The following is a 23158-nucleotide window of genomic DNA, read 5'->3' on the forward strand; positions in this document are numbered from 1 at the left end:
CCCTCCTCCACCAATCCAACGCGGCCGTTCACGGTCAATACGATTGATGAGCATCTCGATATGTTGATGGTCTGTCATCATCTCGATCCGAATATTCCCGAAGATGTGGCCTTTGCTGAAAGCCGTATTCGAAAAGAGACGATTGCCGCCGAAGATATCTTGCATGATATGGGGGCGTTTTCCATCATTGCCTCCGACAGTCAGGCCATGGGCCGCGTGGGGGAGGTTCTGATCCGCACCTGGCAAACGGCCGACAAGATGAAGAAGCAACGTGGACGGCTTGCGGAAGAGACGGGGGAGAATGATAACTTCCGCGTTAAACGCTATATTGCGAAATACTCGATCAACCCGGCGATCGCACAGGGCATTGATACTTATGTTGGTTCTGTCGAGGCAGGCAAGCTCGCCGATCTGGTTCTCTGGTCGCCCGCCTTCTTTGGTGTAAAGCCCGACCTTGTTTTAAAATCCGGAACGATTGTTGCGGCGCCGATGGGCGATCCGAATGCCTCCATCCCGACACCGCAGCCGGTTCACTACCGACCGATGTTTGGCGCATTCGGCAAGAGCCTGACGGCAAGCTCGGTCACTTTCGTGAGTGAGGCGTCGCTTCAATATGACCTCAAGGGAGAGTTGGGGCTGGATCGCGATCTCTTGCCGGTGAAAAATACACGTTCTGGTATTGGCAAGGCGTCAATGATCCATAACAGCGCAACGCCGAAAATCGATGTCGATCCGGAAACCTATCTGGTTCACGCGGATGGGGAACTGCTCACCTGCGATCCGGCAACGGAACTTCCCATGGCCCAGCGCTATTTTATGTATTAGACCATGAAGCACGCACACGCTATTCACACCTCCACCACGCCATTTGACGGCGTGATCGGTGATACGGTGACGCTCGATTTTGATCATCGGCGACGGCGCAGGCTGAAGCTTGAGACAGACAAGGGTACGGCGTTCCTCCTGGACCTGCCGGAGCTGAAAACCCTCCGGGATGGTGATATCCTGCTTCTGGAAGATGGATCGGCAATAGGTGTTCTCGCCCGAAACGAGCCGGTCGCCGATATCCGCTGCAAGGATTTGGCGCATCTGGTACGCGTCGCTTGGCATCTTGGAAATCGTCACTTGCCAACGGAACTAATGGGGGATCGTCTACGCATTCGGCAGGACCATGTGATTGAGAAGATGGCGACACAGCTCGGCGCGACGGTGACCCGGCTGGAAGGGCCGTTTAATCCAGAAGGCGGCGCGTACGGGCATGGGGAAACTGAAGGTCATAGTCACGGACATCATCATGGATAATCGTGCGCTGTTTAACCTGATGTCATGGATGTCGCCGTCTTATCCGATTGGCGCCTATACCTACAGTCATGGCATTGAATATGCGGTAGAGGCGGGATTGGTAACCAGCCTTGATGATCTGGTGCCATGGATCGCCGATATTCTTGAATATGGCAGCGGCACTTCGGACGGTATCCTGCTAGCAGCCGCTTACAGGGCGACGCAGGGTCATAATTTAGAAGCGTTGAAAGAAATTACCGAGATCGGCAATGCCTTCGCGCCGACAAAGGAAATCGCGCTTGAAACAACGCAGCAGGGCCGTGCTTTCGTGAGCGTTATTGGCAATGTTAGCGCTGAGGCAAAGACGCTGGCCGCGTTGGCAGAAGACTGGCACGGCCCGCTCATCCATCCGGTTGCGGTTGGCATTGTTGCCGCAGATCACGGGGTTCCTTTGAACGAAACACTCACCGCCTATCTGCACGGTTTTGTCTCCAACCTTGTCTCGGCCGCTGTCCGCCTTGTGCCACTTGGCCAGACGGATGGGCAGCGGGCGATTGCCGCTCTTGCTGACGAGGTTGATCGGGTTACCACCCATGCGTTGGAAACATCCCTTGACGAACTGGGTTCCGCAACCTTGATGGTCGACTGGTGCTCCGCTTCACATGAAACACAGTATACGAGGTTATTCAGATCATGACGTCAGTACATAACGGGCCCCTGCGTGTTGGCATTGGGGGCCCGGTCGGCTCCGGGAAAACGGCGCTTACCGATGCGCTCTGCAAGCATCTGCGTGAGGATTATAATATCGCGGTGATCACCAATGATATCTACACCCGCGAGGATGCGGAGTTTCTGACCCGCTCTGGCGCGCTATCACCGGATCGGATTGTTGGGGTTGAAACGGGGGGCTGCCCGCATACTGCCATTCGCGAGGATGCGTCGATTAATCTTGCCGCCGTTGCGGATATCTCGGAGAAATTTGAGGGGCTGGAGCTAATCTTGATTGAATCCGGTGGGGATAATCTTGCGGCAACGTTCAGCCCGGAGCTTGCCGATATTACGATTTACGTCATCGATGTTTCGGCGGGCGATAAAATTCCGCGCAAAGGCGGCCCGGGTATCACGCGCTCTGACTTGCTGGTTATCAATAAGATTGACCTCGCGCCTTATGTCGGCGCCGATCTGGGTGTGATGGACAGAGACTCAAAAAAAATGCGAGGCGAGCGGCCTTTCATCTTCACCAATATAAAGGCGGGGGATGGCGTTTCCGGCGTCGCGGATTTTATTATCGACAAAGGTGGGTTGTAGCTGGTTGCCGATGAAAAGTCGCTGTAACATGCAGGCGCCATAATGGTGCCATAGTCTGCTGCTAAAGACGCGGTTCTTTGTTGGTATTTCTATAATTCATTATTTTTCTGAGGATAAGTATGGCCTGTCCCCTCTGTGGCGGCGATGTCGAGCGTCAAATTCGCACATATGAAATTAAATATAAGCATATGCAAAGCTATGCCGATCTTCCCGGCCTTTTTTGCAGCAATGCCGATTGCGGAGAAGGCATGGTGGAGGAGAGTGCGTGGCATGACGTTGAACGGATCAAAGCTGATTTGAAGGCGGAATATCTGGGAGTTATGCTGCCGGAGAAGATCAGGGAAGTCCGTGTTGACCTCAATCTGTCGCAACGGCGTGCGGGGCAGATTTTTGGCGGTGGGCCAAATGCGTTTCAGAAATATGAAACGGGAAAGGTGACGATTTCCAAGCCGATGAACAACTTGCTCCGGCTGGTTGCCAAATATCCGGAGTTGATGGTCGAATTGCAACGCTGACATCTAAAGCCGGCTAGCCGCACCATTCGCAGAAAAAAATAGCCAAATGATGCATCTACAGTATTATTCCCCATAGGAATTGCGGGAGTAACGCGTCACATATGGCTAAATTCTGGACCTTGTTGTTTAAACCACGTGCGTGGGTGGCCAAGCTGCTGTTGCTATTGGTAATTGTCGGTTTCGCGGCATTTGGGTACTTAGGCTATCTTGACCCGATCAGGGAATTTCTCGACTCTGACAATTTCGCATTTAAGATCGGTGAAATACGCTTTTCTGCCTATCTGCTGGTCAAGGCAATTATCATCATCATCCTGCTCTTCTGGTTGGTCGGCATTTTGTCGGAAGTGCTGGAAAACCGCATCAAGTCGATCAGCCGAATTAAATCGAGCAACAAGGCGCTCATCATCAAGGCGATCCAGATCGTTATCTATTTCCTGGCCTTCCTGTTTGTGCTGGGCGTGCTGGGCATCGACTTGACGGCACTTACTGTCTTCAGTGGTGCAGTGGGCATCGGTATTGGTTTCGGACTTCAGAAAATTGCTTCAAACTTCATTAGCGGGATTATCCTCCTGTTCGAAAAATCCGTTGAGGAAGGCGATTTGATAGAGCTGAATGATGGCATTATAGGCTTCGTTCGGGAGACGGGCGCGCGCTATACCCGGATCGAGACTTTTGAGGGACATGAAACCATGGTTCCGAACGAAGATTTCATCACAAATCGCGTTACGAACTGGACATTCAGCAATTCCCGCACACGCGTGGATATCAATATCGGCGTGGCCTATGGGACCGACCTTGATTTGGCTTCGAAATTAATTGTTGAGGCCGCAAAGGAGCATCCGCGGTGTATGGACACGCCTGCGCCCGAGAGCTTTCTCGTGGATTTTGCGGACAGTTCGGTGAACTTCACGCTTTATTTCTGGATTGAAAATGTGACCGAGGGGAGGATACGTCCCCGGAGTGATGTCCTGTTTACAATCTGGCGGAAATTTGGGGAGAACAAGATCGAGATCCCCTTCCCGCAGCGCGACCTGCATCTTAAAAACCCGGAGGCTCTGAAATGACCAGCCCGATTTTACTGGCATTCGATTTTGACGGGGAAGGCGGGGGGAAGTCGGTTAGCGACAAGGCGATTGCCCGCGAATTGAAGAACGAAAGCCTTGCCTGGGTGCATCTGGATTTAAGCCATCCGGATACGAAGCCTTGGCTGCATGAAAAGATTTCCTATCTGGATCCTTTCGTCGTCGATGCATTGGTGGCGGAGGAAACGCGCCCGCGTGTCGCGGAAATCGGAGAGGGTGCGCTGATCATACTGCGCGGTGTTAACCTGAATGAGAATGCGGACCCGGAAGATATGGTTTCCATTCGTCTGTGGATTGATGCGGAACGGATTATCAGCGTTCAGCGGCGTCAGCTGAAAGCGGTTCTTGATATCGAGGAAAGGATCAAGGCCGGCAAGGGGCCAAAAAACTCCGGTGACTTTATCAATATGCTTTTGGCCCGTCTGTCGGAAAGAATGGCCAATGTCCTGATTGAGCTTGATGATGCCACGGATGATGTCGAGGAAAAAATCCTCGAAAATCCTGATACAGCGTTCCGCGAGAAAATCATCGATATTCGCAAAGAGGCAATTGTCCTGCGTCGATACATGGCACCGCAAAAGGATGCCATTGCCCAATTGCGGCTATGTGAGTTTTCATGGCTGGATGCCGGACACAAGCGGCATCTGCAGGAAAACTTCGATCATTTGCTCCGTTATGTTGAGGATCTCGACGCCATTCGCGAAAGGGCGCAGATCGTCAAGGACGAACTTGCCAATATTATTGCGGATCGACTGAACCGGAACCTCTATGTGCTGTCCGTCATTGCGGCGATCTTTCTGCCGCTCGGGTTCCTGACCGGATTGCTCGGCATAAATGTCGGCGGCATCCCCGGTGTTGATAATCCTTATGCCTTTTATATATTTTCAGGTTTCCTTGTGATCATCGTGATCCTGCAAGTCCTGTTATTCAGAAAGCTCAAATGGTTCTGATTTACGGTAAGGCCAGCAGGAAATTACAGAATATGATGGGTGGCGGGCCTATTGCGCCGCTCGCGAAACGATAACGTCTGGAACTACATCATGATCCAAGTTAGCAGCAATTTCGATGGCGGGAACATTATCTGTGATTCAAGTGAGAGACCGGATGACATCCGTCTGCGCATCCGGCCCGATACGAAAGCCGATTTTTTTCAATGGTTCTATTTCCGCCTGAGCGGCGCGCGAGATGAGGATTGTACAATTCGGCTCACCAACGCGAAGGACTCGTCCTATACCCGAGGATGGGAAGGATATCGCGCGGTGGCTTCCTATGATCGGGAAAACTGGTTCCGAATTGATAGCCGATATCAGAACGGAGAACTGATACTGCGGCATCGGCCGGAATTTGACTCTGTCCATTACGCATATTTTGCCCCCTATTCCATGGAACGGCATGCGGACCTTATCGCGCATGCCGGCCAATCCCCACGGGTGACGCATTCTGTGATCGGGCAAACGGTTGACGGGCAGGACATGGACCTCCTGACTGTCGGGGAGGCGCCGGGCAATAAACAGAATTTCTGGCTGATTGCGCGTCAGCATCCGGGAGAGACCATGGCGGAATGGTGGATGGAAGGATTTCTGGACCGACTGCTTGATCCCGATGACGCCATTTCGAACGCATTGCTGGGCAGAGCGGCATTTCATGTTGTGCCGAATATGAATCCGGATGGCAGCCGCAGCGGGCATCTGCGGACCAATGCGGCTGGCGCAAATCTAAACCGGGAATGGCAGGAACCGGATATGGACAGGAGTCCCGAGGTTTATCTCGTGCGGGAGAAGATGCGGGAGACAGGCGTTGATTTCTGCCTCGATGTCCATGGGGATGAGGGCTTGCCGCATAACTTTATTGCTGGCGCGCAGGGCATTCCAAGCTGGAATGCGCAGAAAGACATGCTGCTCACGGATTTCAAGCGAACCTGGCAGCAGGTAAACCCCGATTTCCAAACCCACCATGGCTACCCCATTGCCAAAAAGGGAGAGGGGAATATGACTTTATGCGTAAACCACGTCGGCGAGTATTTTGGGTGTCTCGCGATGACATTGGAAATGCCGTTCAAGGATACGGCAGACCGGCCTGATCCTAAAAATGGTTGGTCTCCGGCCCGCTCTGGCAAGCTCGGGGCGTCGGTTCTGGATGTTATATATAAGCTGTTTGACCGCCTGCAGAGTGACGCGCCTGATAACTCCCCGGGTTAGAAATATCGGTTGCACATAATAGAAATATGTATTTTGCTTATTTGGCAAAATGGAAAGTTATGCGGCTATATTCAGGGGGACAAACAATGCTTGCAGAAAAATTTATCAAGTCGGCCGCTGTATATATTATCCTTGGAATGATTTTGGGAATCTATATGGCGGCCTCCCAAGACCACACCCAAACGCCGACCCATGCGCATCTCAATTTGCTGGGTTGGGTGACGATGGGAATTATGGGGCTTGTCTATAAAAACTGGCCTGCCGTCGCGGAGGTCAAGCTTGCCAAGCTGACCTACTGGCTAGCCCATATTACTGTCATTGGGTTGTCAATTGGGGTCGGATTGCTCTATGCGGGCATGGTCGAATATGAACCCATTGCCATCATTTCGTCGCTGATCGCGCTCTTTAATATGGCCTTGTTCGCCTTCCTGTTTTTTAAAAACGCCTGAATATAGTCAGATCGTCGAACGTTCGGACGTCAATGCCTGACCAAGGACACTTGCCGTGTTGTCAAGCGCGGCGAGGCAGTTGTCCGCGCGCGCCGGCGGGATATAAACGGAAAAGCGGGTGGTGAAAACCGTTTGCCCCCCTCGGTCGGTCTGATCGGATTTCAGGCGTACGATATTGGCATCAAAATCGATAAAAACCTCCGATAACCGCGCAAGAACGCCCGGCTGATCCGGCCCTTCACAAAGGATGTGATGGGTGATGTCGGTGGGGGGAGTATCGCCGTCCCCGAAGGCAAAGCGCCGGACATCGATATCCGCGTCCTTCATCCCTTCCAGTGTGTGCAACTCGTCAATCAGTTCCGATTCCGGGACATCAGCCGGAATATCAATCACGCTGGTAAATTCGCCGCCTTTTCCAAGAACCGCAAAGGACGTATCTCCAAGATTGATCCCTTTGTCGAAAAGATGCCCTGTAACAAGGGAAATCAGTCCCACACGATCTTTCGAAAAAACGGATAAAAGCGCTTTATAATTTGACATGGCGTTGCTCGCGAAATTCGGCTCTGACTTAGTGATGAGGCAACAGAATTACTACCTTCGTGCCATTTCAACAACCATTTTACGGCTTTCCTGTGGGTATTCCCAAAAATCATCGACGGAAAGAGAAAAAATAAAGCGCCTATTTTAACTTTTCTTGCCTTGGATAACCTTGCGTTAACGAAAATCAGGTATGTCTTGGGAGCTAACTGGCAGAACGCTGCCGTAATTCCGTGTTTTGAATGCGCTGTTTGACGGAAACAGAACTGGAGAAAATGAATGCTCATCGGTGATATCTTGTTGGCGCAAAATCTGGTAACGCCAGAGGATATAAAAATTGCCCTTCATCGCCAAAAGGAGAATGGGGGCCGCCTTGGCGAGAATCTCGTTGCGCTTGGCGCCCTGACTCAGGAACAGCTCGACCGGGCAATCTATGAGGCTCCTCGGGCACCGAAAACCATTGAGGATACAGGTATTCCAAGCGGTAACTTGCTGCGAATTCTTCTGAAGCTGATGTATTCCAATACTCTTGAGACGGCCTCGGAGCTGTCTGCGGCGATCAAGCTGCCGATTGGTGTTGTTAATCGCCTTATTCAGGAAGCGGGTGATCGGAAATTCCTTGAATCATTGGGAAATACAGATCAGTCAACCTTTTCCGAAACCCGTTATGTGATGACGGAGGCGGGAAAACGTTTCGCCATTGAAGCGTTGGAGCAGAACCAGTATGTCGGACCGGCGCCGGTGTCCCTTACTGATTATCAGGCGCGGATCAATCAGCAGAAAATTACCAATGAGCGGGTTGAGCAGGAGAAAATTGAGAAGAGCTTCGAAAACCTGGTCATTTCAGAAGATTTTGTCCGCCGCCTTGGGCCGGGCGTGAATGCGGGCAAGAGCATTCTTCTATACGGCCCTCCCGGAAACGGTAAAACGACGGTCGCGGAGAAAGTCGCGGAGATTTTCGCCAATATTATTTATGTCCCTTATTGTTTCGAAGTGGATGGCCAGATTGTCAAGGTTTTTGACCCGGCCATCCACATGCCGAGATTCGGCAGCGAAACGGATAAAAAGAAAAATTCCGGCTTGCGCCGTGAAGAGTTTGACGGCCGATGGGTCCCTTGCGAACGACCGGTTGTTATCACCGGCGGTGAATTGACGCTGGAAATGCTTGATCTCAGCTTTAACGCTCATGCAAAATATTATGAAGCGCCGCTGCATGTAAAAGCCTCCAACGGCACCTTCATTATCGACGACTTCGGTCGTCAGCTGGTTAGCCCGGAAGACCTGTTGAACCGATGGATTGTTCCCCTTGAAAGCCGGATAGACTTTCTCAAGCTGCACACCGGTAAAAGCTTCTCGCTACCCTTTGACGAGTTGGTGATCTTTTCGACCAACCTCTCACCGGACGATCTGATGGATCCCGCATTCCTGCGGCGTATTCCCTATAAGCTGGAAACGATCGGTCCTTCCCGCGAACAGTATTTCGAGATTTTCAAAATGGTGGGCCAAGCCCGCGGGTTGGAGATATCGGAAGAGATCCTTGATACCGTCATCGAGGAACTGCAGGTGAATAACAGTTTCGATCTGGCCTGCTATCAACCGAAATTTATCGTGGACCAGATTATCTCTGCCTGTAAGTATCAGGGCTCGGATCCCTATATTGATAAAGAACTCGTCGTTGACGCGCTTAAAAATCTTTATACTTCCTCCGCAAAAGGGGCCGGGAAAACGGCTGCGAAATCGGCGAACAGAGACCAATCCAAACCGGTCGTTGCGGCCGTCTGATCAGGTTCGCGGACACATAAATTTTTTACGTGAGTTGAATTCTGTTGCCCGGAAAAACGAGACGGGCAGCGGAAACAACATCTTCACCCAGCCAACTCTTGCGGTTTATGACGATGCAGGCAGTGGTGGCCTCCAGCTCAAGAAAATGGTTGATCTCGGCATTGGATACAGCGGCCTGGATCACATGTGAATGGGAAAGCAGCGCGAACTTACGGCTCAGGTGAGTATCAGCCGTCATATGCGTAAACTCCATCTCCAGATATTCCGGCATGAATTGCGGGCTTACATATCTGTCTTCCAGCATGACCGGTAATCCGTTATCACGATGCACAAAATAGGACCGATAGACGCCCTTGCCCGGTGTCATGGCCATCAATGCGGCTGCGTCTTTCTCGATGGGCTCCTCTTGCAGGAAGTGAACATCGCACTGATGGCGCCCGCCGTGACCGCTAATAACGTCCTCGATTTCCCGAAGTTCCAGCGTTTTGGGTTGTTTTTTCGGGGCGGCAACGAATGTGCCGACGCCTTGAATGCGCTCCAGATAACCGGCTTGCGTTAGCTCGCGAAGGGCGCGGTGTATCGTCATGCGGGAAATTCCCATCTCCCGCACCAAAGTATGTTCGGAGGGAAGCTGGAAATAGGCGGGCCATTCCCCGGACTCCATATTCTTCAACACATAGGATTTGACCTGTTCATACAGTGGCTTGGGCGGGGAATAGGGGCGGTCATCTTTTTGCGACTTAAAATGGGGCATCGGCGAAGTCCGTCTTCTCTGTTAGCATATACAGGAGGACGTCACATCTCGCCCGGATGTGAATTCACGACTTGGCCATCACGAAAAAAATTCAAAAATAATACTTGAACGATCGTTCCAATTAAATATATGATTGGGTACTGATCACCTCCATCTACGCAAATATGTTGTTGATCTGTGAATGGCCTGCCCCGATTTTCTGCGCCCCTCGGGGTGGGCCGACTTCACTTCCAGCCTGATAAAATCCTCCTTTTATACCTTGAATGAATTTGTCTCATTGGTCATATAGACGGCAGAGGAAATTTTTTTTGAGGTACGAGACGTAGATGACAGAGCAAATGCACGAATTTCAGGCGGAAGTCGCCAAGCTTTTGGATATTGTGACGCATTCCCTCTACAGTGAAAAGGAAATTTTCCTAAGAGAGCTTGTCTCTAACGCTTCCGATGCCTGCGACAGGCTCCGTTATGAAGCTTTGACCCAACCGGAACTCACAAAAAATGATCCGGAATTCGAAATCACCATTTCGATAGATGACAAAGCCGGAACCCTGACGATTGAGGACAATGGTATCGGCATGTCTGAGCAGGACATGATCGAGAATTTGGGCACGATTGCTCGTTCGGGCACTTCCCGGTTTTCGGAACAGTTGACCGGCGATGCCGCAAAGGATGTGACCCTGATCGGCCAGTTTGGTGTCGGTTTCTATTCGGCCTTTATGGTGGCGGACAAAGTGACGGTGACCAGTCGCCGTGCCGGGGAAGAGACGGCAACGGTCTGGTCTTCCGAAGGGCATGGATCGTTCGCGGTTGAGTCTGGCACAAAGGAAAAGCGCGGTACAAAAATTGTCTTGCACATGCGTAAAGAGGCAAAAGAATATTTGGAGGTTGCTCGCCTTCGCCGGATTATCAAGACATATGCGGATCACATCGCAATTCCGGTCGTGTTGAAATCCACCACGGAAGGTGAGGAGGACGAAACGCTTAATAGCGCGAGCGCCTTATGGACACGCCAGAAATCAGAGATCACGCCGGAGCAATATACCGAATTTTATCACCATGTCGGACAGGCATTCGATACGCCCTGGCTGACGATACACAGCCGGGCCGAAGGACGTATCGAATATACGATGCTCCTGTTTGTACCGGAGCAGCCGCCGTTTGATTTATTCAATCCCGAGCGGAAGTCGCAGCTTAAGCTCTATGTAAAGCGTGTCTTTATTACTGATGACTGCGAAGAGCTTATCCCGGCATATCTTAGGTTCTTGCGCGGCGTTGTGGATTCCGAAGATCTGCCGCTCAATGTCAGCCGCGAGATGTTGCAGCATAATCCGGTCCTGCAGAAAATCCGCAGCGGGTTGATCAAGAAAGTTCTTGGCGAGCTTGAAAGGAAATCGACCAAGGATAGAGAGAATTTCGCCAAATTCTGGGATAACTTCGGTGCGGTTCTGAAAGAGGGAATTTATGAGGATACCGTCAATGGGGAGCGTATTCTCAAGATGTCGCTGTTCAACAGTACTGGACAAGAGGAACGCACTAACCTTACCGATTACCTCGGTCGGATGAAGGACGGTCAGGACGCGATCTATTACATCACCGGTGAAGACCTCGAAGCACTGAAATCGAGCCCTCAGCTGGAAGGTTTTGCGGCCAAGGGCATTGAAGTCCTGTTGCTCGCCGACGCCGTGGACAGCTTCTGGCTGAGCAAGATGACCGAGTTTGATGGAAAGCTTTTCAAGTCTGTAACCCGGGGCGCGGCGGACCTCGACAAGGTCGCGGATGCAGAAGCAAAAAGCGAAGAGGCTGAGAAAACGCCGGATGGAGAGATGGATAGCCTGATTGCTTTGTTCAAAACCGTGCTTGAAAGCAAGGTGAAGGACGTCAGGGTCTCCGCCCGTCTAACCGGAAGCCCTGTCTGCCTTGTCGCCGACGATGGGGATATGGATATCCATCTGGAAAAACTGCTCAAAGCGCACAAGCAGTTCGGCGCGGCTGAGAACTTGCGCATTCTGGAATTGAACCCCAAGCATCCGCTGATCAAGAAGCTGGCGGCAAATGCGCAGAAAAATGGCGCCTCAGACGCCGTGAATGACGCGGCTCTGCTCCTTCTCGATCAGGCGCATATCGTAGAGGGAGATCCCGTCGCCGACCCGGTTGCCTTCTCGAAGCGCATGGCCGATTTCATGGCGAACAGTATTTCCAACTAATGGAGTAGGAGGCGAAAGCCTCCATCCTGAGAGTGAAATGATTTTCGCTTTGATACACAACTTAAAGTATTTTATATTGTAATTAATACACTCAATATACAAATAAGCTGTAATCCGAACCAATAACTATCGTGTTGGCACATGCAGCGGTTGCTCCAAATCTTTGTCCTCATTGGCTTTCTGTCCGGCTTTTCTGCCTGCAGCATTGTCGATGACATGCTCCTGACTGAAGAGGTTGGCGATTTTTCCCGCAGTGTTGTTGCCCTTTCCGCTATTATTACCAAGGAATTTTCGCTTGCCGAGGAGGTCAATACGATTGGCTTTACGGATAATTTAAGGTTTCAGCTTGAGCTTGGCGGAAATCCCGATACTGATCTAAAGCCCTTATTCAATGCCTCCGACATCGCTGCGCGTCAGAGTCTCTTATCTGGGCTAAATGGGTATGTAGAGACGCTGGCAGCGGTTGCCTCGGGCAAATCACTCTCCTCTGAATATGCTGAGCTGGCTGGAACCGCAGAGAACTTGAAGCTGGTAAGCGCGGAGAGTTTCAATCTTACGCATTCCCTTTCTTTGCTGGAGTCAAACCAGCTGGTGAATGACCTTAGCCTCTTTGACAAGCTGTTTATCCTGCCTGAGCGCGATAAAAGGTTGCTGCCCATTGTTGAAAAGGGAGGGACGGCATTAAAAAAAATGGCAGTTCTTCTTTATTTCGATATGGGGGCCGTATCTGATCAATCCAGCAAATGCAGCTATACATACCCCAAGAACAACCTTGATGCCGATATGTCCAGCTTGCGCCTTTGCAAAGGTGGACTTCGATCGATCGTGAGTAACGCAATCAGTTTCGATACGAACATCTGGAAAGACAAGCTGAGTTACATGAAGGCACAAGGCAAGGATACCGCCACTGAGCGAAATGCCGCGATTGAGCGCCTTGTTTCCATACAGAAGCTCGGTCAAAGCATGGATAAGCTGCTTAATGAAACGCAGACCACCCTTATCGCCATGGTCAAGGCGCATGAGACACTTGAAGTCACCCTGCAAGATGCGGGGAAATCAAGCAGCCCGCCCGTTAGTGCAACGGTCAGTTCTCTCCTCTTTCACGGAAAACTGCGCGGGCTCCTGGAAACGATGGCGACCGTTCAAGCCGCATTGGCGCCCCTCTCCGGCAGCCCGACGACGAGCCGGGATTTTAAATCGATGACCTTCCCCCAAACGGCAAGCGGAGAAAGTGATGACAAATAGCTATAAAGACGCGCTCGCGCAGCTGGAAAAGGCGCAGTCGGCACTGAATGTCCAGGATGTTTCTGGTCTTCCTGCCACGCAGCTTGTGAATCTTGAAAGGTCGAAAGCCGCCATATATGGCGAGATACAGGCGCTTCAGGCGAAGCAGATTGCGGATCGCGATGGAAATTATGCGGCGGTCACCACTGAATTCCAAGATTGTAAAGCGGAACTTGCTGATCTGTCGAACTGGGTCTCGGCGAGAGAGGCACGAGACCATGCTCTCTTCTCGACGCTTGCCAAGGGTGTCAGTATTGCGCTGTCCCTGCTTATGTAGCTATTTATCCATAATCTCATCAATGCGTCGGCGGGTGACGCTGTACCCGGCCTCCTTCGGGATAAGGAGAAACTTTCCTTCGTCCGTCAATTCCATCTCAGGAAGTACCGTGAAGGTGTCTGTTCCATGCGCATTTGCAACAGCGTCTTCACTGGAGTCGAACTTGCTCAAAGCTTCCACATTCATGCGGGTTGGAAAGATCACCGTGTAATTTCCCTTATCGGCCTCTTCCATAATTTCCTGGGGACCAACCCAGACAGAATCCACAGATTCTTCGCCGTCATGCGCCGCGAGCTGATGTGGCGGAGCCTTGGCGATAAAGAAATGGGTATCGAAGCGCTTTGGCATATGCGTTGGTGTAATCCAGTGCGCAAAATGACCCATAAGATCGGTCGCAAGTTCCAGATTTTCGGCTCTCACCATATCCAGGATTGGCAACTCACCATTCTGGAGAGGCATTCGGTATTTCGCGGCAAGGGCTTCCAGCCGGTCATGGGTGACAAGGGCACCCGTCTCCCGATTGCGCGCAAGAAGGATGTTGGCTTCTTCAAAACTTTCGCGGATTGAGGCAATTTTAAAGTCGCGTAAAGGATCTTCCCCTCGCTCACTTTCAGGCAAGTGATCGAGCAGTGCCGGGTCCATATCACCTTCATCTACCTTGCCGCCTGGAAAGACCAGGGCGCCGGAGGCAAAATCGATCTGGTGATGCCGGACTACCATGAAGACTTCGATTTTATCGTTTATCTTTTCACAGTCCCGGACCAGCAAGACCGTCGCGGCAGGTTTGAGGGGAACATTTTTGTCAGTCATAGAGCACCATTCTTGTTCTTTTTCGAACATTGTGCCCGAGAGTGACGGGAGTATCAACTAAATGCTTTTACAGCATTACTTCCAACGCCGCGAGAATGGGGCCATAACCCTCCTGCTGGATGATCAATGCGCAGCCATCTCTGCCTTCTGTCCGCATCTCATTGAGGTCTAGAGAAATGGTTTTTGCGTCGCCCGACCATTCCCCGAGGGATCGGATTTTGCGTACCACATTATGATAGGTAATGATTCGGCCTGTATTTTCGCCCCGCCGGATATCCACATCTTTTATGCGGTCAATATCAACGAGCCAAATGGTAGCGGCGCCGGATCCCGCCGGCAGGTTCACATCGAGTATATCGCCGTTAAATGCCCATTCAAGCGGAAGGTTTTTTGCGTGATCCGTGTGCTTTTCGATTAACGCGTTCACACTGCTCCGGTCTGAGCCGACGACATGGGCTTTCCCGCCAACAACCATTTGTGGCGTATACACATAGCGTGAATTAAAACGCCCACGATATTCAACTTGGCGGTCGTCGTTGGCAGCGCTGCCGAATATGTCCTTCCAGCCGATATAATCCCAATAGGTTACGGCAAAGGAGAGGCCCATTACCTTCTCATCCTTGATGAGATCGCCAAGCAGTTCATCCGCAGGAGGGCAGGAGCTGCACCCCTGCGAGGTATAGAGCTCAACCACGGTAGAGGGTTGATGTGCACTCTGGGCGCTGGCCGACTGGGCGCCGACAATCATCATGACGGCAGAGAGACAGCTTACAGCCAGTATGGCGAGGCGATTTCTTTTCATAGTTCCTAGATAGCTTATTCCGCCATCACAGACAAATCACCTGTGAGTGAGAGGGAGGTGAACAAAAAACGGCGGCTCTTTCGAACCGCCGTTTCCTACATCCGCTTGCTATCTGGATATTAACTTGCTGACAGATTTCTCAACACATACTGCAAGATACCATCGTGGCGGTAATATTCGACCTCATCGAGCGTATCGATACGGCAAAGCAGGTCGATTTCCTGCGATGAGCCGTCGGAGCGCGTGATCTTGCAAGCGACAGTCATACGCGGTGTGATGCCGCCTTCAATGCCGACAAGATCAACCACTTCGCTGCCATCGAGATTGAGTGTCTTGCGGGTAACGCCTTCCGGGAACTGGAGAGGCAGAATGCCCATGCCAACGAGGTTGGATCGGTGAATGCGTTCAAAACTTTCGGCGATGACGGCCTTGATCCCGAGGAGGAGAGTACCCTTGGCAGCCCAGTCACGACTGGAGCCGGTACCATATTCCTTACCGGCAAAGACCACCAGTGGCGTACCTTCTTCGCGGTATTTCTCAGCCGCATCATAGATCCACATCTGCGTCCCATCCGGCATATGCCTGGTGACACCGCCTTCGGTGCCGGGTGCTACTTCGTTGCGAAGCCGGATATTGGCAAAGGTACCGCGGGTCATGACCTGATCGTTGCCACGTCGCGACCCATAGGAGTTGAAGTCCTTCTGCGCGACCTGATGCGATTTCAGATATTCCCCGGCCGGGCCGTCGGCCTTGATAGCGCCTGCGGGCGAGATATGGTCTGTCGTGACCGAATCACCGAGAAGTGCGAGAACGCGCGCGCCATTGATATCCTCGAACGCGCCCGGCTCCTTCTGCATCCCTTCGAAATAAGGTGGATGCTGAACATAGGTCGAGGTGCTATCCCATGTATAGGTCTGACCTTCCGCAGTCTTAATCGATTTCCAGGTGTCGTCACCTGAGAAAACATCCGCATATTGGGTTACAAACATATCGCGCGCGACGGCTTTGCGGACCGTTTCAATCACTTCCGCGTTGCTTGGCCAGATATCCTTCAGGTAAACCGGATTGCCGTCCTTGTCATTGCCCAGCGCATCTTTGGTGATATCGATATTGAGCGATCCCGCGATTGCATAGGCAACAACCAGTGGCGGAGACGCCAGATAGTTTGCCTTTGCCTGCGGGCTGACCCGGCCTTCGAAGTTACGGTTTCCGGAAAGAACCGAACAGGCGACAAGCTCGCCCTCGGCAATGGCATCGGCAATTGCCGGAGCCACGGGACCGGAGTTACCGATACAGGTCGTGCAGCCGTAGCCGACCAAGTTAAACCCGAGTGCATCCAGATCATCCTGAAGGCCTGCCTTTTCAAGATAATCCGTGACCACTTTTGAACCCGGGGCGAGAGATGTTTTCACCCATGGCTTAACAGTCAAGCCTTTTGCGAGCGCATTACGTGCGACCAGACCGGCGGCCAGCATCACATTCGGATTGGAAGTATTAGTGCAGGACGTGATCGCCGCGATGATGACGTTACCATGGCCGATTTTGTATTCCTCGCCTGCTACTTGGATCAGTTTATCCAGATCGCTGCTTGTTCCGGCCAGTTCCGGCAGGGCGCCCTGGAAGGCGTTGGCTGCGTCTGCTAACAAAACGCGATCCTGCGGCCGCTTTGGACCGGCAAGGCTTGGCTCAACCGTTGAAATATCAAGTTCCAGCGTCGCAGTGAATTCAGGGTCCGGCGTGTCATTGTCACGCCACATGCCTTGTGCCTTGGCGTAGGCTTCGACCAGCTTGACCCGTTTTGGATCGCGTGCGGTGAAGTTGAGATAATTGATGGTTTCGGCGTCGATTGGGAAGAAGCCGCATGTTGCGCCATATTCCGGTGCCATGTTGGAAATGGTTGCCCGGTCAGCGAGGCCTAGTTCGGCGATGCCGGGACCATAGAATTCAACGAACTTGCCGACAACGCCCTGCGCGCGGAGCATTTGGGTCACTGTCAGAACGAGGTCGGTCGCCGTCGTCCCTTCTTTCAGTTTGCCAGTCAGTTTGAAACCGACAACTTCGGGGATCAACATGGAAATCGGCTGGCCAAGCATAACGGCCTCGGCCTCGATCCCGCCAACGCCCCAGCCAAGCACGGCCAGGCCGTTGACCATAGTCGTGTGACTATCTGTGCCGACCAATGTATCCGGATACGCGACTTCGGCACCGTTCTGGTCATTTGTAGTCCAGACTGTCTGCGCGAGATACTCAAGATTGACCTGATGGCAGATGCCGGTTCCGGGAGGCACAACACGGAAATTGTTAAAGGCTTTCTGACCCCAGCGAAGAAACGCATAGCGTTCGCCGTTCCGCTCCATTTCCAGCTCCACGTTCTGGCCGAAGGAGGCTGCGGTACCGAATTTGTCGACCATCACGGAATGGTCAATCACGAGATCACATTGCGCCAGCGGGTTGATCTTTTCTGGATCCCCGCCGAGGGACACCATGGCGTCACGCATTGCGGCAAGATCGACAACGGCTGGCACACCCGTGAAATCCTGCATCAGGACGCGGGCCGGGCGATAGGCGATTTCACGATCCGCCTTGCGGTCTTTCAGCCATCCTGCCATTGCGTTCACATCTTCTGACGTGACGGTGCGGCCATCTTCGTGGCGCAGCAGATTTTCAAGCAGGACTTTCAGGGAAAAGGGAAGGCGGGAAACATCGCCGAGACCGGCTTTTTCGGCTTCCGGGATGCTGTAATAGTCGTATTTGTCGCCATCGACATCGAGTGTGCGGCGAATGTTAAGGCTGTCGTGACCAGTTGTCGTCAACGTATCGCTCCTTGAAGGTAGGGGGAACGGGCAATGCCGGATTTGCGGCACCGGTTCATAATGTGCGTTATGTGCCTTAAATTTGAAAAATTCTCAAGTACAAAGCTGCGGAACCGGCGTTTCAGGCATCATTATCTTGTATGTGATGCGCGATTGGCCCGCAAAAGAAGGCTCTATTATTTGCGAATCCGACTTTCATGCTGTAGTCAGGGAAACAGGCTGATGCCCTGTTCCCTGTCTCTTTGGAGTGAGATACCGCCAAAATGAGTTTCGTCGCCCAAAATCTTGCCTGCCAGCGGGCCGACCAGCTGATTTTTAAGGACGTTTCCTTTTCGTTGTCTCCCGGCGAGGCGATATGGGTCAAGGGCCGGAACGGTGCCGGAAAATCATCACTGCTCCGAATATGCGCCCGGCTGCTCTCGCCCTTAAGCGGGCATGTTGAATGGCAGGGAGAGGATATTTTCAAGGACGATGATATTTATATCGGCGAGTATCATTATCTCGGTCATCTGGATGCCTTGAAGCATGCGTTCACAGTTCGCGAGAATATCGAGTTCTGGGCCAGCTTCCACGGAAGCCCCAATGTTGATTTTGCGCTGGAACAGTTCGAGCTTCAGGCACTGGCGGATATGCCGGCGGGTATGCTTTCTCAAGGACAGAAAAAACGAACTAACCTTGCGCGGCTTGTGGCGTCGCCTGCAAAGCTCTGGATACTGGACGAGCCTCTAAGTGCACTGGATCAGCAGTATATTGCTCTGTTCAGGGAAAGACTTCGCCGACATTTGGCGGAGGGAGGCATGGCTCTGTTTGCGACTCATCAGGATATTGAGTTGGAGCCGGTGAATATCCTCAATCTTGATGAGACAGCCTTATGAGCCGCTTTTTCCAGCTTATTGGTCGTGATATCCGGCTCGCTTTCCGCCAGGGAAGTGCCATTACGCTCAGCCTTTCCTTTTTCGTGATTGTTGTCGTCCTGTTTCCTCTCGGTGTCGGCCCGGAGCTTGCCGTGCTGGCCCGGATCGGCCCCGGTGTGCTCTGGGTCGCGGCGTTGCTTGCCTGCCTCCTGACGCTAGATCGGATGTTTCAGGCCGATTTCGAGGATGGCTCGCTTGATCTTCTGATCATCGGGCCGATGCCAACGGAAATGCTGGTACTTGCCAAGGTTATTGCACATTGGCTGACGTCGGTTCTGCCGCTTATCGTGATTGCGCCGGTTCTGGGCCTCTCCCTTAACCTCCCGGGTGACAGTATTGTCGCCCTGACAGGCGCTTTGCTGGTCGGAACGCCGACCTTGAGCCTGATCGGAGCGGTGGGCGCCGCGCTTACTGTTGGAATGCGGCGCGGTGGTGTTTTGTTGTCACTTTTGATACTTCCGCTATATATTCCGGTATTGATTTTTGGTGTTGCCGCTGTGGATGCCTCAATCGCCCAGCTATCGGCGGCGCCCCATCTTTTGCTGCTTGGCGGCGTGTCGCTGGGGGCGCTGGTTGTTGGACCGCTGGCGGCCGCAGCCGGATTGAGGCTGTCTCTGTCGTGAGGAACATTTAGGAACTGATTGAAGTCATGGCCATCGATTTACATAAGTATGCCAACCCCAAGCGGTTTCTGGCAATCACGTCGGCGATTTACCCGTGGAGTGTCTGGTTGACCGTAATTTTGCTGCTCGGCGGGCTATATCTCAGCCTGTTCGTTGCGCCGCCGGATTACCAGCAGGGGGATACGGTTCGCATCATGTTCGTTCATGTTCCAGCGGCGTGGATGGCGTTGATGATCTATACCCTGATGGCCGTCAGCTCGGCAGTGGGTCTAATCTGGAAGCATCCGGTTGCGGACCTGACGGCGAAGGCAGCGGCGCCGATTGGAGCCTGTTTTACTTTTCTCGCCTTGGTGACGGGGTCGCTTTGGGGGCAGCCGATGTGGGGGACTTTCTGGGTCTGGGATGCACGGCTGACAAGCATGCTGATCCTTTTGTTCCTGTATCTGGGCTATATGGCAATCTGGGAAAGTTTTGACGATCCGGCCAAGGCCGCCAAGGCGGCGGCCATTCTCGCGCTGGTCGGGGTGATCAATATCCCGATCATCCGTTTCTCGGTCGATTGGTGGAATACCTTGCATCAGCCCGCCAGCGTGGCGACGATGGATGGCCCGAAAATTCACACCACCATCCTTATTCCGCTGCTGGTCATGGGGCTTGCCTATACGGCCTTTTTCGTCATGGTGCTGATTATCCGGGTGAAGGCCGAAATTCTTAAGCGCCGCCTGCGTGTTCTCCAGATTGCGGAACTCAGGGAGAGTTAGGAAATGAGCGCGTCTAACGGATCGCGGCATTGTGACGCAGAATGACCGTTCCGTTATGTATTTTTGGCGGAAAACAACTATATTCGCCGCAAATAAAAGACTTTGAGGATCATATTGGATCAGGTTGCAACATATTTTGATATGGGCGGATACGGGCTGTTTATCTGGTCGTGCTTTGCTATTTCCGCTCTTGTGCTGCTGGCTCTTTATATCTCAAGCCGCCGCCGCCTGAAAGCAGTAGAGCAGAAGCTTGCCGTGATTGAGGGCCGCCGTCAAAAACAAGGCGGGCGAAGGGTTTCTGCCTCAACAGGAGAAAGCCTGCCATGACCCGCAAGAAACGGCGACTATATTTCGTCCTTGCGGGGATGTGTGTTCTCGGCATCGCTGCGGCGCTCGTCCTGACCTCATTTGAGGACAGCCTCGTATTCTTCAGAAGTCCCTCCGATCTTGTCGAGAAACCAATCGAGCCTGGCCGTAACTTCCGCCTTGGCGGGCTGGTGGAGGAGGGCAGTGTCGAGAAAAACGGTGTCCTCATCCGCTTTAAGGTTACTGATCTAAGCGAGGCCGTCCCCGTTTCTTTTGAAGGGCTGCTGCCGGATTTGTTCCGTGAGGGGCAGGGCGTGGTTACGGAAGGTTCCTTTAATGAGGAGGGTGTGTTCATCGCAACAAATGTTCTTGCCAAGCATGATGAAAATTATATGCCGCCGGAAGTAGCGGACGCGCTCAAGAAAGCCGGGCAATGGAAGCCGAAGGGGGGCGGCTGATGGTTGCGGAAATTGGTCAGTTCGTTCTTATCCTGGCGCTGATAACCGCGATCTTTCAGGGTGTCTTTCCGCTCATCGGCGCGGCGCAGAATAGCCAACCCATGATGCGATTTGCGAGTAATGCGGCGCTTGTTCAGTTTCTGGCTGTCACCGCTGCCTTTATCTGTCTCACAGTCGGGTACGTCACCAGCGATTTTTCAATTCTCAATGTGGCAAACAATTCCCATTCCCTTAAACCCATGCTTTACAAGATAAGCGGTGTTTGGGGAAATCATGAAGGATCGCTCCTGCTCTGGAGTCTAATTCTGGCGCTGTTCGGTCTGGCCGTTGCAGTTTTCGGGCGCAACTTGCCGGATACATTGAAAGCTCGCGTCCTGTCCATTCAGGGGCTTGTCGGCGTTGGCTTTTTGATGTTCATCCTGTTTACCTCCAACCCGTTTGAACGGCTTGATCCCGCGCCGCTGGACGGGAGTGGGCTTAACCCGTTGTTGCAGGACCCCGGTCTTGCCTTTCATCCGCCGTTTCTGTATCTCGGCTATGTCGGTCTGTCGGTGACTTTCTCATTTGCCATTGCGGCGCTGATTGAAGGAAAAGTCGATCCTGCCTGGGCGCGTTGGGTGCGCCCCTGGACGCTTGCGGCCTGGGGTTTTCTTACCGTAGGTATCGCTCTCGGGTCTTGGTGGGCCTATTATGAGCTCGGCTGGGGCGGCTGGTGGTTCTGGGACCCGGTTGAGAATGCATCCTTCATGCCGTGGCTTGCAGCGACGGCTCTGCTGCACTCTGCCATTGTTGTAGAAAAGCGTGATGCTCTCAAAAATTGGACGATACTGCTTGCGATTATCGCCTTTAGTTTAAGTCTTCTCGGCACCTTCCTTGTGCGTTCTGGCGTGCTCAATTCGGTGCATGCCTTTGCCTCCGACCCGGCGCGCGGTGTCTTTATCCTGATCTTTTTGATCGTTGTGATTGGTGGGTCGCTGCTGCTTTATGGGATTCGCGCTCCGCAGATGAAGGGCGGAGGCCTTTTCGCTCCGATCAGCCGGGAGGGGGCTCTGGTTCTCAATAATCTGCTGCTTTCCACTGCGACGGCGACAATCTTGCTGGGAACGCTGTACCCGATTTTTCTGGATGCCTTCACTGGTGCCAAGGTTTCTGTGGGGCCGCCCTATTTCGAGGCAACCTTCCTTCCCCTCGCCATTCCGCTCGTTATCGCCATGGCGTTCGGTCCCTTCCTCGCATGGAAGCGGGGAGATCTTGCTGGTGTGATTTCTAGGCTTAAATTCGGGCTTTTTTTGTCGCTTTTGCTGGTCGGATTTATCTGGTGGCAGCAGACGGATGCGCCGGTAATGGCGTTCGTTGGAATGGGTCTTTTCGCCTGGCTTTTGATTGGATCGCTGCTGGAATGGTCGGATAGAATAAAGCTCTTTCGAGGGCCTCTGTCGAGCAGTTGGCGACGTATGAAACAAGTTCCCAGAAGTGCCCATGGCATGACCGTCGCGCATATCGGTGTCGCCCTGGTTGTTCTGGGGATAACGGCGTCGGAAACCTGGCAGACGGAGCATCTCGGGGTTATGCGACCGGGGGAAATTGTCTCCGTCGGGGGATATGATTTCCGCTTTGATGGTGCGGAGACGATTGCCGGACCCAATTATGAAGCTGTCCGTGGCACTTTCCTTGCCTCGACGGGCAGTAACAAGGGTGATTATCTCTATCCGGAACAGCGGCGCTATACCACACCTCCCATGGAAACGACCGAGGCGGCCATCCGTCCGATGCTGAGCGCGGATCTTTATGTCGTCATCGGTGAGGAAGATGGAACTGGTGGCTATGCTGTCCGCATATATCACAAGCCTTTCATTTCCTGGATATGGATTGGTTCCTTCGTCATGTTCTTCGGTGGGGCATTGAGCTTGAGCGATCGGCGGTTGCGCCTTGGGGCACCGAGACGGACTCGTCAGCAGAAAGCTGTTGCGACGGATTTGTCCGGCGTGAAAGGATAGAAT

Annotated in this window: 24 protein-coding genes; 19 read left to right on the forward strand and 5 right to left on the reverse strand. The window is 52.7% G+C overall.

What is annotated here, in order from left to right; translation table 11 throughout:
* From P1U71_RS03750 to P1U71_RS03790, 9 genes are all read left to right on the forward strand, one after another.
* Window positions 1-825 (forward strand): urease subunit alpha (locus P1U71_RS03750; RefSeq protein ID WP_301104212.1); only part of this gene is annotated, 825 nt, incomplete at its 5' end.
* A 3-nt stretch (window positions 826-828) separates the two neighbouring features.
* Entirely contained in the window at window positions 829-1302 is a 474-nt protein-coding gene (gene ureE / locus P1U71_RS03755) for an urease accessory protein UreE (RefSeq protein ID WP_301104213.1), read from the forward strand.
* Entirely contained in the window at window positions 1295-1978 is a 684-nt protein-coding gene (locus tag P1U71_RS03760; protein ID WP_301104214.1) for an urease accessory protein UreF, read from the forward strand. The genes ureE and P1U71_RS03760 overlap by 8 nt, the downstream gene beginning before the upstream one ends.
* The gene (gene ureG, locus P1U71_RS03765; RefSeq protein ID WP_301104215.1) at window positions 1975-2589 is read left to right on the forward strand and encodes an urease accessory protein UreG; all 615 of its coding nucleotides are present in this window, start codon (window positions 1975-1977) and stop codon (window positions 2587-2589) included. The genes P1U71_RS03760 and ureG overlap by 4 nt, the downstream gene beginning before the upstream one ends.
* Before the next feature lie 119 nt (window positions 2590-2708).
* Complete coding sequence (locus P1U71_RS03770; protein ID WP_301104216.1) at window positions 2709-3104, forward strand: type II toxin-antitoxin system MqsA family antitoxin; 396 nt, start codon at window positions 2709-2711, stop codon at window positions 3102-3104.
* A gap of 101 nt (window positions 3105-3205) precedes the next feature.
* On the forward strand, window positions 3206-4168 hold the full coding sequence (locus P1U71_RS03775) for a mechanosensitive ion channel domain-containing protein (RefSeq protein ID WP_301104217.1): 963 nt from the start codon (window positions 3206-3208) through the stop codon (window positions 4166-4168).
* Window positions 4165-5136, forward strand: coding sequence for a zinc transporter ZntB (locus tag P1U71_RS03780; protein WP_301104218.1), 972 nt, complete (start codon window positions 4165-4167; stop codon window positions 5134-5136). Before P1U71_RS03775 ends, P1U71_RS03780 begins: the two co-directional genes overlap by 4 nt.
* 90 nt (window positions 5137-5226) lie before the next feature.
* Window positions 5227-6384, forward strand: coding sequence for a M14-type cytosolic carboxypeptidase (locus P1U71_RS03785; RefSeq protein WP_301104219.1), 1158 nt, complete (start codon window positions 5227-5229; stop codon window positions 6382-6384).
* Window positions 6385-6470: 86 nt separating this feature from the next.
* Window positions 6471-6833, forward strand: coding sequence for a hypothetical protein (locus P1U71_RS03790; RefSeq protein ID WP_301104220.1), 363 nt, complete (start codon window positions 6471-6473; stop codon window positions 6831-6833).
* Between the two features lie 6 nt (window positions 6834-6839).
* Here P1U71_RS03790 and P1U71_RS03795 read toward each other — a convergent pair whose 3' ends face one another.
* Window positions 6840-7373: a hypothetical protein gene (locus P1U71_RS03795; RefSeq protein WP_301104221.1), complete on the reverse strand. Its 534-nt coding sequence runs from the start codon at window positions 7371-7373 to the stop codon at window positions 6840-6842.
* Window positions 7374-7649: 276 nt separating this feature from the next.
* Between P1U71_RS03795 and P1U71_RS03800 the strand changes: the two genes are divergently transcribed.
* Window positions 7650-9152, forward strand: a complete 1503-nt coding sequence (locus tag P1U71_RS03800; RefSeq protein ID WP_301104222.1) for an AAA family ATPase — start codon at window positions 7650-7652, stop codon at window positions 9150-9152.
* Window positions 9153-9177: 25 nt separating this feature from the next.
* Here P1U71_RS03800 and P1U71_RS03805 read toward each other — a convergent pair whose 3' ends face one another.
* Entirely contained in the window at window positions 9178-9906 is a 729-nt protein-coding gene (locus P1U71_RS03805; protein WP_301104223.1) for a UTRA domain-containing protein, read from the reverse strand.
* A gap of 326 nt (window positions 9907-10232) precedes the next feature.
* On the opposite strand from P1U71_RS03805, the gene htpG reads away from it, so the two are divergent.
* The 3 genes from htpG (at window position 10233) to P1U71_RS03820 (ending at window position 13671) form a co-directional block, all read left to right on the forward strand.
* The gene (htpG, locus tag P1U71_RS03810) at window positions 10233-12110 is read left to right on the forward strand and encodes a molecular chaperone HtpG (RefSeq protein ID WP_301104224.1); all 1878 of its coding nucleotides are present in this window, start codon (window positions 10233-10235) and stop codon (window positions 12108-12110) included.
* Window positions 12111-12251: 141 nt separating this feature from the next.
* Complete coding sequence (locus tag P1U71_RS03815) at window positions 12252-13355, forward strand: hypothetical protein (RefSeq protein WP_301104225.1); 1104 nt, start codon at window positions 12252-12254, stop codon at window positions 13353-13355.
* Window positions 13345-13671: a hypothetical protein gene (locus P1U71_RS03820; protein ID WP_301104226.1), complete on the forward strand. Its 327-nt coding sequence runs from the start codon at window positions 13345-13347 to the stop codon at window positions 13669-13671. The genes P1U71_RS03815 and P1U71_RS03820 overlap by 11 nt, the downstream gene beginning before the upstream one ends.
* Here the strand turns inward: P1U71_RS03820 and P1U71_RS03825 are convergent, their stop codons facing one another.
* The 3 genes from P1U71_RS03825 to acnA form a co-directional block, all read right to left on the reverse strand.
* Window positions 13672-14481: an NUDIX hydrolase gene (locus P1U71_RS03825; RefSeq protein ID WP_301104227.1), complete on the reverse strand. Its 810-nt coding sequence runs from the start codon at window positions 14479-14481 to the stop codon at window positions 13672-13674.
* A gap of 67 nt (window positions 14482-14548) precedes the next feature.
* Window positions 14549-15283: a thioredoxin family protein gene (locus P1U71_RS03830; RefSeq protein ID WP_301104228.1), complete on the reverse strand. Its 735-nt coding sequence runs from the start codon at window positions 15281-15283 to the stop codon at window positions 14549-14551.
* 119 nt (window positions 15284-15402) lie between these two features.
* Window positions 15403-18096, reverse strand: a complete 2694-nt coding sequence (gene acnA / locus P1U71_RS03835; protein ID WP_301104229.1) for an aconitate hydratase AcnA — start codon at window positions 18094-18096, stop codon at window positions 15403-15405.
* A 263-nt stretch (window positions 18097-18359) separates the two neighbouring features.
* On the opposite strand from acnA, the gene ccmA reads away from it, so the two are divergent.
* The 6 genes from ccmA to P1U71_RS03865 all read left to right on the forward strand — a co-directional run bounded on the left by ccmA (window position 18360) and on the right by P1U71_RS03865 (window position 23155).
* A complete protein-coding gene (gene ccmA, locus P1U71_RS03840; RefSeq protein WP_301104230.1) occupies window positions 18360-18971 on the forward strand; it encodes a heme ABC exporter ATP-binding protein CcmA in 612 nt (203 codons plus the stop codon).
* A complete protein-coding gene (ccmB, locus tag P1U71_RS03845) occupies window positions 18968-19633 on the forward strand; it encodes a heme exporter protein CcmB (protein ID WP_301104231.1) in 666 nt (221 codons plus the stop codon). Before ccmA ends, ccmB begins: the two co-directional genes overlap by 4 nt.
* Before the next feature lie 26 nt (window positions 19634-19659).
* Complete coding sequence (locus tag P1U71_RS03850; protein ID WP_301104232.1) at window positions 19660-20394, forward strand: heme ABC transporter permease; 735 nt, start codon at window positions 19660-19662, stop codon at window positions 20392-20394.
* A 114-nt stretch (window positions 20395-20508) separates the two neighbouring features.
* Window positions 20509-20721, forward strand: coding sequence for a heme exporter protein CcmD (gene ccmD / locus P1U71_RS03855; protein WP_301104233.1), 213 nt, complete (start codon window positions 20509-20511; stop codon window positions 20719-20721).
* Entirely contained in the window at window positions 20718-21158 is a 441-nt protein-coding gene (gene ccmE, locus P1U71_RS03860) for a cytochrome c maturation protein CcmE (protein WP_301104234.1), read from the forward strand. The genes ccmD and ccmE overlap by 4 nt, the downstream gene beginning before the upstream one ends.
* A complete protein-coding gene (locus tag P1U71_RS03865; protein ID WP_367281117.1) occupies window positions 21158-23155 on the forward strand; it encodes a heme lyase CcmF/NrfE family subunit in 1998 nt (665 codons plus the stop codon). Before ccmE ends, P1U71_RS03865 begins: the two co-directional genes overlap by 1 nt.
* Window positions 23156-23158 lie beyond the last annotated feature (3 nt).

Origin of the sequence: Sneathiella sp., from assembly GCF_029233945.1 — a bacterium.
Classification (GTDB): Bacteria; Pseudomonadota; Alphaproteobacteria; order Sneathiellales; family Sneathiellaceae; genus Sneathiella.

Excerpts from the sequence above, each read along its gene's own strand:
- ureE (WP_301104213.1), top strand. The coding sequence starts at position 829 with ATGAAGCACGCACACGCTATTCACACCTCCACCACGCCATTTGACGGC.
- P1U71_RS03760 (WP_301104214.1), top strand. The coding sequence starts at position 1,295 with ATGGATAATCGTGCGCTGTTTAACCTGATGTCATGGATGTCGCCGTCT.
- ureG (WP_301104215.1), top strand. The coding sequence starts at position 1,975 with ATGACGTCAGTACATAACGGGCCCCTGCGTGTTGGCATTGGGGGCCCG.
- P1U71_RS03770 (WP_301104216.1), top strand. The coding sequence starts at position 2,709 with ATGGCCTGTCCCCTCTGTGGCGGCGATGTCGAGCGTCAAATTCGCACA.
- P1U71_RS03775 (WP_301104217.1), top strand. The coding sequence starts at position 3,206 with ATGGCTAAATTCTGGACCTTGTTGTTTAAACCACGTGCGTGGGTGGCC.
- P1U71_RS03780 (WP_301104218.1), top strand. The coding sequence starts at position 4,165 with ATGACCAGCCCGATTTTACTGGCATTCGATTTTGACGGGGAAGGCGGG.
- P1U71_RS03785 (WP_301104219.1), top strand. The coding sequence starts at position 5,227 with ATGATCCAAGTTAGCAGCAATTTCGATGGCGGGAACATTATCTGTGAT.
- P1U71_RS03790 (WP_301104220.1), top strand. The coding sequence starts at position 6,471 with ATGCTTGCAGAAAAATTTATCAAGTCGGCCGCTGTATATATTATCCTT.
- P1U71_RS03795 (WP_301104221.1), bottom strand. The coding sequence starts at position 7,373 with ATGTCAAATTATAAAGCGCTTTTATCCGTTTTTTCGAAAGATCGTGTG.
- P1U71_RS03800 (WP_301104222.1), top strand. The coding sequence starts at position 7,650 with ATGCTCATCGGTGATATCTTGTTGGCGCAAAATCTGGTAACGCCAGAG.
- P1U71_RS03805 (WP_301104223.1), bottom strand. The coding sequence starts at position 9,906 with ATGCCCCATTTTAAGTCGCAAAAAGATGACCGCCCCTATTCCCCGCCC.
- htpG (WP_301104224.1), top strand. The coding sequence starts at position 10,233 with ATGACAGAGCAAATGCACGAATTTCAGGCGGAAGTCGCCAAGCTTTTG.
- P1U71_RS03815 (WP_301104225.1), top strand. The coding sequence starts at position 12,252 with ATGCAGCGGTTGCTCCAAATCTTTGTCCTCATTGGCTTTCTGTCCGGC.
- P1U71_RS03820 (WP_301104226.1), top strand. The coding sequence starts at position 13,345 with ATGACAAATAGCTATAAAGACGCGCTCGCGCAGCTGGAAAAGGCGCAG.
- P1U71_RS03825 (WP_301104227.1), bottom strand. The coding sequence starts at position 14,481 with ATGACTGACAAAAATGTTCCCCTCAAACCTGCCGCGACGGTCTTGCTG.
- P1U71_RS03830 (WP_301104228.1), bottom strand. The coding sequence starts at position 15,283 with ATGAAAAGAAATCGCCTCGCCATACTGGCTGTAAGCTGTCTCTCTGCC.
- ccmA (WP_301104230.1), top strand. The coding sequence starts at position 18,360 with ATGAGTTTCGTCGCCCAAAATCTTGCCTGCCAGCGGGCCGACCAGCTG.
- ccmB (WP_301104231.1), top strand. The coding sequence starts at position 18,968 with ATGAGCCGCTTTTTCCAGCTTATTGGTCGTGATATCCGGCTCGCTTTC.
- P1U71_RS03850 (WP_301104232.1), top strand. The coding sequence starts at position 19,660 with ATGGCCATCGATTTACATAAGTATGCCAACCCCAAGCGGTTTCTGGCA.
- ccmE (WP_301104234.1), top strand. The coding sequence starts at position 20,718 with ATGACCCGCAAGAAACGGCGACTATATTTCGTCCTTGCGGGGATGTGT.
- P1U71_RS03865 (WP_367281117.1), top strand. The coding sequence starts at position 21,158 with ATGGTTGCGGAAATTGGTCAGTTCGTTCTTATCCTGGCGCTGATAACC.